General features: G+C 30.8%; 11 protein-coding genes. 4 read left to right on the top strand and 7 right to left on the bottom strand.

The window, feature by feature from the left end:
• Positions 1 to 50 precede the first annotated feature (50 nt).
• The 3 genes from ACTHW2_RS00370 to ACTHW2_RS00360 all read right to left on the bottom strand — a co-directional run bounded on the left by ACTHW2_RS00370 (position 51) and on the right by ACTHW2_RS00360 (position 2,733).
• Complete coding sequence (locus ACTHW2_RS00370) at positions 51 to 632, bottom strand: NAD(P)H-dependent oxidoreductase (RefSeq protein ID WP_442261729.1); 582 nt, start codon at positions 630 to 632, stop codon at positions 51 to 53.
• Positions 633 to 789: 157 nt separating this feature from the next.
• On the bottom strand, positions 790 to 1,548 hold the full coding sequence (locus tag ACTHW2_RS00365; RefSeq protein ID WP_442261728.1) for an acyl-CoA dehydratase activase: 759 nt from the start codon (positions 1,546 to 1,548) through the stop codon (positions 790 to 792).
• A 12-nt stretch (positions 1,549 to 1,560) separates the two neighbouring features.
• On the bottom strand, positions 1,561 to 2,733 hold the full coding sequence (locus ACTHW2_RS00360) for a double-cubane-cluster-containing anaerobic reductase (protein WP_442261727.1): 1,173 nt from the start codon (positions 2,731 to 2,733) through the stop codon (positions 1,561 to 1,563).
• Positions 2,734 to 2,892: 159 nt separating this feature from the next.
• Between ACTHW2_RS00360 and ACTHW2_RS00355 the strand changes: the two genes are divergently transcribed.
• From ACTHW2_RS00355 to ACTHW2_RS00340, 4 genes are all read left to right on the top strand, one after another.
• The gene (locus ACTHW2_RS00355) at positions 2,893 to 3,687 is read left to right on the top strand and encodes a nitroreductase family protein (protein WP_442261726.1); all 795 of its coding nucleotides are present in this window, start codon (positions 2,893 to 2,895) and stop codon (positions 3,685 to 3,687) included.
• 129 nt (positions 3,688 to 3,816) lie between these two features.
• Entirely contained in the window at positions 3,817 to 4,572 is a 756-nt protein-coding gene (locus ACTHW2_RS00350) for an NADPH-dependent oxidoreductase (protein ID WP_442261725.1), read from the top strand.
• A 61-nt stretch (positions 4,573 to 4,633) separates the two neighbouring features.
• On the top strand, positions 4,634 to 4,825 hold the full coding sequence (locus tag ACTHW2_RS00345; RefSeq protein ID WP_442261724.1) for a YwbE family protein: 192 nt from the start codon (positions 4,634 to 4,636) through the stop codon (positions 4,823 to 4,825).
• A gap of 71 nt (positions 4,826 to 4,896) precedes the next feature.
• Positions 4,897 to 6,609, top strand: a complete 1,713-nt coding sequence (locus ACTHW2_RS00340; RefSeq protein WP_442261723.1) for a sensor domain-containing diguanylate cyclase — start codon at positions 4,897 to 4,899, stop codon at positions 6,607 to 6,609.
• A gap of 117 nt (positions 6,610 to 6,726) precedes the next feature.
• On the opposite strand, the gene ACTHW2_RS00335 is transcribed toward ACTHW2_RS00340, so the two are convergent.
• From ACTHW2_RS00335 to ACTHW2_RS00320, 4 genes are all read right to left on the bottom strand, one after another.
• A complete protein-coding gene (locus ACTHW2_RS00335; RefSeq protein ID WP_442261722.1) occupies positions 6,727 to 7,740 on the bottom strand; it encodes an aminomethyltransferase family protein in 1,014 nt (337 codons plus the stop codon).
• Positions 7,741 to 7,859: 119 nt separating this feature from the next.
• A complete protein-coding gene (locus tag ACTHW2_RS00330) occupies positions 7,860 to 9,074 on the bottom strand; it encodes an RtcB family protein (protein ID WP_442261721.1) in 1,215 nt (404 codons plus the stop codon).
• 15 nt (positions 9,075 to 9,089) lie between these two features.
• Positions 9,090 to 10,250, bottom strand: coding sequence for a chromate efflux transporter (gene chrA / locus ACTHW2_RS00325; protein ID WP_442261720.1), 1,161 nt, complete (start codon positions 10,248 to 10,250; stop codon positions 9,090 to 9,092).
• Between the two features lie 121 nt (positions 10,251 to 10,371).
• Positions 10,372 to 11,631, bottom strand: a 1,260-nt coding sequence (locus ACTHW2_RS00320) for an MATE family efflux transporter (protein WP_442261719.1), incomplete at its 5' end; no start/stop codon positions are given.

The raw sequence follows: 11,631 nt of genomic DNA, 5'->3' as shown, positions 1-11,631 counted from the left end.
TTTATTGTCTATTTTTATGGTTAAATAAATTATAAATAAACCTAGACTCATTAGTCAAAGGCTTTATTTAAACTGCTTTCTAATTCCTCTAGATATTTTTTTCTTAAACTATTATGGTCTCTGGGATTGCCACCAAAAAGTATACTGTCTACTATTTTTAAACCAGTAGATTCTATAATACCTTTATCTATAGCTTTTTCATAAGCCTTTCTTAATCCATTTTTCTCATATATATCTCTTGGAGTTCCCATAGGATTATATTTCAGTACCTTCTTTTTAGGAAGAAGTCCCTTAGGTTGGTCATCTTCTAATATATAAGCATAACCATAGGAGAAGACCCTATCAAAGTAGCCCTTCATCATAGCTGGTATCTGCCACCATATAGGATAGATAAAGGTTATAAAATCAGCCCATTCAAGGTATTCTTGTTCTTTTTTTACATCTTTTGGTAATTCATCTTTTTCTAACATTTGTAACTCTTTTAAAGAAAGAACCGGATTAAAATTCACCTTATATAAGTCCCGTACTTCTATTTCATGACCTTGATCTAATGAAAAGTTTTTTACATATTCTTTTATTTCATGAGAAAAGCTTTTTTCATCTGGATTTACATAGATTATTAAATGTTTCATTTTTATCCTCCTTTAAGTGCATATTTACTCTTATCTTTATATATTGATATACCCAATTTAAAAGCTTATGAAAATTTAAGCTTTTATGTCTTAACTTAATAATATAAAAGCACAATCTCAAATTGTATATTAATTTTAAGATTGCGCCTTTATCATATTATTTTAAATTTTGAGCTAAGAGAGCTGCCCCTATAGAGCCTGCATATCTTGCTAATGGATCTGTCTTTATATCTATTTCTATTTTCTCAGATAGTAAAGTTTTAAAATCCTCTACTTCACAAAGTCCTCCTGTTAAATAAATCTCGTCCCTAGCACCATGTTTAAAGAGCATTGAAGATACTCTTTCAGTTATGGAGTTTACTATACCTCTTGATATACTTTCCCTATCCTTACCGCTTCCTATAAGTGATATAACCTCTGATTCAGCAAAAACTGTACACATGCTTGAGATACTTATATCTTCTCCACTAAGAGCCATCTTGCACATCTCATCTATAGATACTCCTAAGGTATTTGACATAAGTTCCATAAACTTACCAGTTCCTGCTGCACATTTATCATTCATAGTAAAATCTGTTACTATACCATTTTTAAGACTTATAATCTTTGTATCTTGACCACCTATATCTATAATAGTTGAATCTTTTCCTATAAGATAGTCTACACCTTTAGCATGACAAGTTATTTCCGTTATTTGTTTATTTGCATATGGTACAGAAATTCTTCCATATCCAGTTGCAATTACTTTCATATCATCTTTTTTTATATGATCTTTTTCAAGTATTTCTAATATTTCTTTTGAAACTTCTAAACTGCTCCAGCCAGTTTTTAAATTATAATTTTCTTTTAATTTATCATCTTTAAAAACTGATACCTTTGTAGCAGTAGAGCCTATATCTATTCCTACATAATACATCTTTTCACCTCTTTAAGCTAATACCTTATTCATTTGAATTGTTTCCACAAAGGCCTCTACACGAGTTTTAATTTGTCCAGTATCAGAATCGGAATAGTCTGTTTCTATTTGTATAAATGGAAGAGCCAGTTCTTCTTCTACAAATTTTTTAACAGTAAAAGATTCTATTGCGTAAGTATGGCATGCTTGCCAAGTTAAATCTACAACGGCATCTGCACTATATTCGTCTGCAAGTCTTTTTATAAGATCAAGTCTACTATTGTTTGGAGTCATACAAGAACAAGGTGTTGATAAGTATTTTTTAGCAAGTGAATGAAGAGGGTCTGCACTTTCATCTTCTTCTACCAATACATCTAGTCCTTTATAACCTGTACAGTTTTCAAAGGCTACAATACTAGCTCCTGCTTCTTCCAAGGCTCTAACAAGCTTATCTGCTCCACCAACTCCTGTAGGACATCCAGTAAGAACTATTCTAGGCGCATCTTCCTTATAGGCAAAAATACCTTTTCCCATTCTTTCTTCTACCTCTTCTATAAGGCTTTCAATAGTTTTTATTCCTTCTTCTCTATCTACATTAAATCCTTTTAACCATTGTGCAACCATCATATCCATACCAGAAATAGGTGCTGGTTTGTGAGCATTTAATTTATGTAAACGTCTCATAGCTATTCTTTCTCTATTCATAAGTTTTATTGCATCTCTAAGTTTTTCATCTGTTACTTCTACCTTGAATTCATCTTCTAAGAATTCTTTAAATTTTTTCATTTCATTTTCCCAAAATGTTAATGATTCTTCACCTTCAGCAGTTTGGGGAAGATTCATTATATGCATAGGTTTTATTTCACCCATAAGCTCATACATTTTTTTCTTACCATCACAAGTCGTTTCTGCCAAAAGTACATCTGAAAAATAAAAATATGGGCATTTGTCAGTTATAGCAAATCCATAAGATGATTTTATAAGGGGACAAAGGTTTCTAGGTAATTCCCTTTCTGCAGCCTCTATAGGCTCTTGTGTAGTTCCACAAAGAGTTACAGGTATTGCTCCCGCTGCTATTGCTATCTCTGAAGGTGAAAACACACAGTACATTCCAACTACTTTTTCACCATTTTCATGTGCTTCTTTTATCTTTACTGAATTTAACCCTCTTAAAGCTTCAATTTCTTCCATTAATTTTGGTCTCAATTATTCCACTCCTAGCTATTTTTATTTTTAAAATTGCTTTGATTAAATATTATCATACTTTCTCCTTTTTTACTATTTTATTTTAAATAATTAAATCATATATATTATTTTTCTGCTTGAAGTGGATTATTTTGGATATTATATATATAGGTGATAAATATGAAATGGATAGAAAAAAGAAGATCTGTTAGAACCTTTAAAGACGAAAAAATAGTGGGAGATTTAAGACTAGAAATTGAAAATTTCCTAGTTGAACTTGAGAAAGAATATAGTGGTAAGTATAAATTTCCTATAATCGATTCCAATATTAGCGGTAAGGTAGGAACTTATGGAGTTATTAAAGGTGCAAACACTTATATAGGGGGTGTTCTATTAAAGGAAGGAAATTTGGTAGAACTAGGCTTCTTATTTGAAAAAATAATAATTTTTTTAACCTCTTTAGATATTGGAACATGTTGGCTTGGTGGTACTTTTAAAAGATCTGCGTTTTTTAAAGCTATGAATTTAAAAGAAGAAGAAAGATTGCTAGTTATGACTCCTATTGGATTTATTGAAGAGAAAATGAGCTTTAAAGAAAAATCTATGAGAACTTTAGCAAAATCTGATAAGAGACTAGACTTTGATGAATTGTTTTTTAACGAAAGTTTAGAACCTTTAGACCTTTACAACCTTAGTGACTTTAAAAAAGCACTAGACATGGTTAGAATAGGTCCTTCCGCTTCCAATAAACAGCCTTGGAGAATAGTAAAGGTAGATAAAAATTTCCATTTTTACTTACAAAGAACTAAAAATTATGCTAAAAGCTTAGACTACGATATACAGATGATAGATATGGGAATAGCTATGTACCATTTTCAGCATACTTTAGAGAAAAACGGTATAAACGGAAACTTTACTGTATTAAAAAAGCCTAGAGAGTATAAAGATTTTGAATATATTTCTACCTGGAGTTAAAAATATAAATATAAGATAAAATCTATAAAACAGCATGAAATCTATATTTAACTAGGTTCATGTTGTTTATTTTTTTGAATAAGTGGTAATATATTATAAAGGTGTATTCTATTTGAAAGGAAGGATTTTTTGAACAAGACCATTAAAGTACAATTAAATCATAAAAGTATTAGAGCATTTAAAGACAAGAAGGTTGATAAGGATACTTTAAATACTCTTTTTGAAGTTGCAAATCGAACTTCTTCAAGTGTAGCTATGCAATCATATAGTATCATTCGTATAACAGACAAGGAAAAAAGAAAAAAACTAAGTGAAATATGTAACCAACCATATGTGGAAACAGCTCCTGAATTATTATTATTTATAGTTGATGGTTTTAGAAATGCTAAAATATCCCAGGCTATGGGTGAAGGTATTAATAACGGTAATGATATGGATAAATTTTTTCAAGGTTTTACAGATGGTGCTATAGCCTGTCAAAATATGGTGGTTGCTATTGAATCTTTAGGAATGGGTGCAGTATATCTTGGAAGTATGCTAAATGATAGTCAAGCTGTGATTGATCTATTAGAACTTCCAGAACTTACATTTCCTATAGTGGGATTAGGATTTGGATATCCTGATCAAGCTCCTCAGCTTAAGCCTAGAATGGATTTATCCCTTAAAGTATTTGAAAATACTTACAAAATTCAAGATGACTATTTGGAATCTATCAGGGAATATGATAAAGAGATGAAAACTTATTACGATCTAAGGGATACATCAAAACCCCTTGATGAATTTAGCAAGCAGGTTGTATCTCGACTTAAAGGTGAAAATAAAAAGAGAAGTGGTATTTTAAATGTTATAGGAGATCAAGGTTTTAACTTTAAATTAAAAGATTAATTCTAATAGGTGAGGTTTTGCCTCACCTTTTTTATAATAAATTTAAAAAGGAGATAGATAAATGGATGGAAATATTAGAAAAAATATAAAAGCTGGTAGCCAAGTTGATATAGTAGAAAAACAAAATCAAAGGACAGGTATTTTAACAAAAGGTATTGTACAGGATATACTTACAAAATCCCAAACCCATCCCCATGGAATAAAGGTTAGGCTTGAAGATGGAAAAGTTGGAAGAGTAAAAAAGATTTATTAAATATCTCTACTTTTGATAGTAAATATATCTAACTTTCTAGCTATTATTATAGTGAATGGAGGTAATATTTTGTGGAAGGTTTCAAAAGCTTCAATAAAGATATAGACAATATATTTGAAAGCATAGCAGATATAGATGAGCTTATAAGAGCTGCAAAAGATAAGTGTCAAAAACTCACTAATATAATTGAAGGGACAAACCTTGGAACATGGGAATGGGATATTCAAAAAGATGAGATTCTAGTAAATGAACAATGGGCTAAAATGCTTGGCTATACTCTAGAAGAAATACAGCCACAAAACTTTGAAAATTGGAAGACCTTTTCACATCATAAAGATTTATCACTTGCAAAGATTAAGTTAAATAAATATCTAAATGGGGATACTTCATATTACGAAAGTGAGATAAGGTTAAGACATAAAAATGGTAAATGGATATGGGTTCATGATAAAGGTAAGATTACAAAGCGAGACAAAGACGGAAATCCAATTAAAATGTTTGGAACTCATTCAGACATAACTATTAGAAAAGAAGCTGAAAAAAAATTAAAAGAAAATGAAAAAAGATTTCTCCTAGCCTTAAATGTAACTGAAGCTGGTCTTTGGGATATCGATATGGTAAATAAAACTATGTATTTATCTCCTATGTGGAAAACTATTTTAGGATATAAGGATCATGAAATAGAAAATTCGTTTGAAGCCTGGGTCAATTTATGGCATCCAGATGATAGCGATATAATTATTAAAGCCTTAAATGATCATATCGACGCGAAAACCAAACATTACAATGTTATTCATAGACTAAAACATAAAGATGGTAATTGGTATTGGATTTTAAGCCGTGGAAAAATCCTTAGAGACTCTAATAATAGACCCTATCGTTGGATTGGGACACATATAGATATAACAGAAAAACACGAACAATCTTTGGAACTTGAAAGGTTTTTCACCATAAATTTAGATTTACTTTGTCTTTTAGATATGAATGGAAACTTTTTAAAAGTAAATAAAGCCTGGGAAGATATATTAGGTCACACAAGAGATGAACTAAATGGAACTAATGTAGTAAATTTCCTCCATAAGGAAGATATTAAAAAAACAATATCCGTTTTGCAAGATCTTAAAAGTGGCAAAAAATTTGTTCACATAGTCAATAGAATCCTAAATAAAGATAAGAAATATATGTATATTGAATGGAGAGTTAATTCATATGAAGATGTTATATATGTTTCCGGTCGTGATATAACTGAAAGAGTAGAGTATGAGAGAAAAATCCTTGATATGTCAAACCGTGATGCACTTACTAATGCATATAATCGTAGACATATCTTTGATAGGGCAAAAGAAATTATTGAAGAATATAAGAGGATTAAAAAAATATTTTCCATATCTATAATTGATATAGATAATTTTAAAGACATAAACGATAACTATGGACATCAAGCTGGTGACTATATTTTAAAATCATTTACAGAGGTTATTGATGAAAACTTACGCCCTTATGATTTATTAGGCCGATATGGTGGAGAGGAATTTATTCTCATTTTAAATAATATAAATAGAAAAGAAAGTAGTTTAGTCGTAGGAAGAATCTTAAATATTATTAGAAATAAAACCTTTAATTTTGATGGACAAGATATCAATCTTACTTTTAGTGCTGGTATTTCTAGCTGTACTGAAATGGAAAAAAATAAAATACTAATAGATGACTTAGTTAAAATAGCAGATCAAAGAATGTATTATGCTAAAAAGACTGGTAAAAATAAAGTAGTTTTTGAAATGTAATTTTGTAGAAGTTTTTATTTTTAATTAATAATTATAGTAAACAAGAAAAATGCTCCCTAGGTATCAGATTTTATTTAACCTGTTTACCATAAGGGAGCACTTTCTTAGTTAAAATACTTAAGCTCTTACTCTTTCACCTTTTGGATCATAGAACATTCTTTCTTGAAGAGTCCCTTCAACTTCTCCTTTAGAAGTTACAATTTGTACCTTATCACCTTTTTTAGCTTTTGCATCTACTAGAGCATATCCAATATACTCTTCTACAGTAAATCCATAAGTGTAGGTTGTAACCTCTCCAACTTCTTCACCATTTAATTTTATCTTGTCACCTTTTTCTACTTCATCTGTTTCTTTTTCTACTGTAAATCCTAAAAGGTTTCTCTTTGGTCCTTCCTTTTTTAGTACACAAAGTTTATCTTTACCTATAAAGTCTTTATCACAATCTACTGACCAATCAAGCCCTAGCTCTATTGGGTTTGCTCCTTCAAAGTCATCAACTGTAATATAGCCTTTCTCAGTAGGAAGACTTGTAAGAGTTACATCTGTTGTTATTTCTTCTATACCATAAGCCTTACCTTTTTCCTTTAATCCCGCCACTATTTTATCTGTATATTTAGGATGGAAATATAACTCATATCCTAATTCTCCAGTAAATCCTGTTCTAGAAGCTATAACATCTATATCGTCTAATTTTGTATCTTTGAATTCAAAGTATCCTAAATCATCTACCTTATCTTTTAAAAGATCGTTTAAAACTTCATTTGATTTTGGACCTTGAACTGAATACAGAGCTGTCTCTTCAGTTACATCTTTAAAGTTAACATCCATGTCTCCGACATGCTTGTTAACCCACTTTTGAAGTTCTTCCATAAATAAAGTTGTTATCCAATATTTGTCGCCACCATGGTAAAATACTATTACATCATCTAAAGCATCTGCATCCTTATTTAGTATAGTCGTATAAGAAGCTGATTTAGGCTCTAATTCACTGATAACGTTTACACAAATATAGTCTAAAAACTTCTCCGCGTCTTTTCCTGTCACCTCTAAAATGTCATGAGCAAAGTCGAAAAATCCGACTTTATTTCTTACTGCTTCGTGTTCTTTCCTTAAAAGTTCTTGATTTTTCATAATTGTCCCCTTTCATTTTTCATTTTTCATTTTTAATTATTTTAAAGTAACATCCTTCACTACAATATATACCCTCTTTCTTATAATTAAACAATAAGATGGTTGAAAGGCAGTTATTCTTAAGCTTTAAAGTTATAAACAGGTTTTATTATATCTATAACATCTACAGTCTCACCCATAGAATCTAATATATCTTCTATATCTTTGTAAGCATCGGGACTTTCATCAAGTGTAGACTTATTTACAGAAGTTGAATATATTCCTTTCATAGTTTCTTTAAATTTATCTAGACTTAATTTTTGTTTTGCTTCAGTTCTACTTAAAAGTCTTCCCGCTCCATGTGGCGCTGAGTAGTTCCAGTCTTTATTTCCCTTGCCTTTACCTATTATAGAACCATCTCTCATATTAATAGGAATGAGTACATTTTCACCTTCATATGCTGATATGGCACCTTTTCTTATAATATTGTCTTTAAAGTTTATATAGTTGTGAACTGTTTCAAAGTGCGAATAGTCTTCCAAATCTTTATCAAACATAGCCTTTAATATATTCTCAGCCATAGTTTTTCTATTTAAACTTGCATATTCTTGAGCTATTTTCATATCATGAATATAGTTTTCACGAAATTTTCCAGTTAAATAACATAAATCTTTTGGAAGACTTGGCTTTTGACCACTATATTCTCTTTTAAGCTTTTTTAAAGCTCCTTCTATATCATCTCTTTTTCCTCGAGCTTTAAAATCTTCTATAAGTTTCTCTTTTCTTTCATAATATTCTTCTTTACCGCTACAAAGATCTATAGCATATTCTTGATGAATTTTTGCTATTTGATTTCCAAGATTTCGACTACCAGAGTGGATAACCATATATTTCTTACCTTCACTATCTTCTCCAACCTCGATAAAATGATTGCCAGACCCGAGTGTTCCTATACTTCTGTCTATTCTCTTGGTGTTTTTTAATTCTCTAAATACAGTTAAATCTTCTGCCTTTTCAAATCTTGTTTTTCTTCCTTTGTGGACACTGCTACCTGCTGGAACTTTTTGCTTTATAATATTATCAAGTTTTTTAAAGTCAATTTCCTTATCTCCAAGTTCCACAGTTAAAACTCCACATCCAATATCTACACCTACAATATTAGGAATTACCTTATCCTTTAAATCAGCTGTAAAACCTATTACACTACCCTTTCCTTGGTGGACATCTGGCATTATCCTTACATCTGCCCCTTCAACAAATTCTTGATCTAATAAATTTATTATCTGATCTTTTGCTCCTTTTTCTAAGTCATCAGTAAACACTTTAGCCTTTCCATATTTACCTTTAAGTTCCATACTATCCCCTTTCTATTAAAATAAAAATCCAATTACTAATACAATTACAACTATGACTGGTGCTGGAAGTTTCTTTGTAAATAAAAGTAAACTTGTAAATATTACAATCAATATATTATCTATTGCAAATCCATTTTTTTGCATGAGGCTAAATGCAGATGCTGCAATTAGCCCTCCAGCCACAGCATTTATACCTTTTAAGGATATTTTTATACCTTTTATGCTTTTTAAGTTTTCCCATATAGGATATATAAAATAAATTAGGAGTAAGCCAGGTAAAAATATAGCTATACTACTTACTAAGGATCCTATTATTTGAACAATATAGTTTCCTCTAGCTGCCATGCCTCCAGCATAGGCACTAAAACTAAACATAGGTCCTGGCAAACCTTGTACTAGGCCGTAACCTGTTAAAAACTCTCCACTTGTCATATATCCTTTTATATCTACAAGTTCTGTTATCATAAGAGGGACAACAGTTTGTCCTCCTCCAAAAACTAAATAACCATACTTATAAAAACTTTCAAACAAATTTATTATAATATTATTAAATAAAAATGATAGTGCTATACTTCCTCCAGCAAATATAAGAAATATAAGAAAATATATCCAAGGAGGATTTAACCTTACTCGATTCCAGAGATCCTTTTCTTTTGAGAAAACTATACTAACTACTCCACCTATAATTAAGACTATTGGAAATACAATAGATTTTCTGAAAAAGTAAGTGGTCACTCCTCCAAATAATAAAAGAAAAAAAGTCATCTTATCTACTATAACTTTTTTACCTATACGATATGCTGCTACTATGATAAAACCTACTGCCATAGGCCCAATATATCTTAATATATCATGGGATAGGTTCACTGAATCTAAAAATTTATATAAAAATGAAAGCATGGTCATCAAAACTATTACAGGAAGAGCCCATACGAGCATAGTTAAAAATGCTAGTTTAGGTCCACCAACCTTATATCCTATGGAAACTATAGTTTGAGTACTTGTTGGCCCCGGAAGCATTGTGCAAAGCGCTATAAGTTCTACAAGTTCTTTTTCATCTAAATATTCTTTTTTTATGACAAGTTGGTCTGTTATAACCCCATAGTGGGCTTCTGGTCCACCAAAAGCTCCAAGTGAACATATAAATATATCTTTTAAAAATCCTTCTCTTTTCATAAGATCTCCTCTTAGGTTTTTAAATAAATTTTAACTTCTTATTTAAATAAAGGATACCCATTTAATATAAGATTAGTTATGAAATAATAAATAAAGTTCTTACTCCAACTATTTGTATAGTTTAGGACCTAATCTCTTTAATACTATATACTACAGCATTTCTATATTTTTCAAAGTAAAATAGGGCTATTATCGTTGTTAAAAGTTCTACTATAGGAAGAGTTAACCAAACCCCATCTATCCCTATAAATCTTGGCAGTATAAATAGAATTACAAGTATCAATATAAATCCCCTAAGAAGCGAGATTATTAAAGACACTCTTGCATATTCTTTAGATTGAATAAAGGAAGTTAAGGCAACATTTACTCCCATTAATATGAATGCTAGAAAATAAAACCTTATACCTCTAACTGCCATATTTAAAAGTTCTACATCTGCTTTTATAAATAAGGACACTAAAAATTCCGGGAAAAAAAGTCCTAGTCCATAAAACAAAAGTCCCAGCCCTAAAGATGTATATATAGCAAGTTTAGCTGTATCATATACTCTTTCCATTCTTCCAGCACCATAGTTATAACTTACTATAGGCTGGACTGCCTGGCCTACCCCTATAAATATAGCTGCAAATATTAGTGATAAGTTAGCTATAATACTGTAAGCTGCTATACCCACATCGCCTGATATGCCTGACAGGGCTATATTAAAGGCGAATATTACAATACCTGCTGAAAGTTCAACTATAAAACTTGGCGCTCCATTTGCTATTATTCTTCTTATAGTTTTAAAATTTGGCTTAGGTATTATAAAGTGTATGTCATTCTTTTTTCTTATAAAATGAACACTAAGTATGATTAAGCCTATAACAGGGGATAAGCCTGTGGCAAATCCTACTCCAGCCATACCCCAACCAAAGATATATACAAATACATAGTCTAAAATTACATTCATAATGCTTCCTGTAAGCATTCCTGCCATTGCAAGTCTAGGTGCTCCATCATTTCTTACAAATACTGTTAAGGAAACATTTAGTAAAAAAGCCATAGAAAAGCTCATAAGAACTCCTAAATAGTCCCTAGCCATTTGGAAGGTATTTTCAGATGCTCCCAATAAGATAGCAAACTCATCTAGGAAAAATATTCTTATAAATGTAAGGATAGCTCCTACTATAAATGCCATTATCATAGACTTGGAAAAAATATCATTTAGTTTTTCCTCATCCCTTTGTCCCTTACTTATAGATAGGGCAGTAGATCCTCCTATCCCAAATAAAAGGCCCATTCCATTAAATACATTATTTATTGGAATAGACACGTTTAATGCGGCAAGTCCTTGTCCTCCAAGAGCCCTACCAACTACCATTGTATCCCCAAGTACATAAAG

Origin of the sequence: Tissierella sp. (assembly GCF_052089545.1) — a bacterium.
GTDB lineage: Bacteria > Bacillota > Clostridia > Tissierellales > Tissierellaceae > Tissierella_A.
Note: the sequence above shows the minus strand (reverse complement) of the source record. Positions and strands in the feature narration are given on the sequence as shown.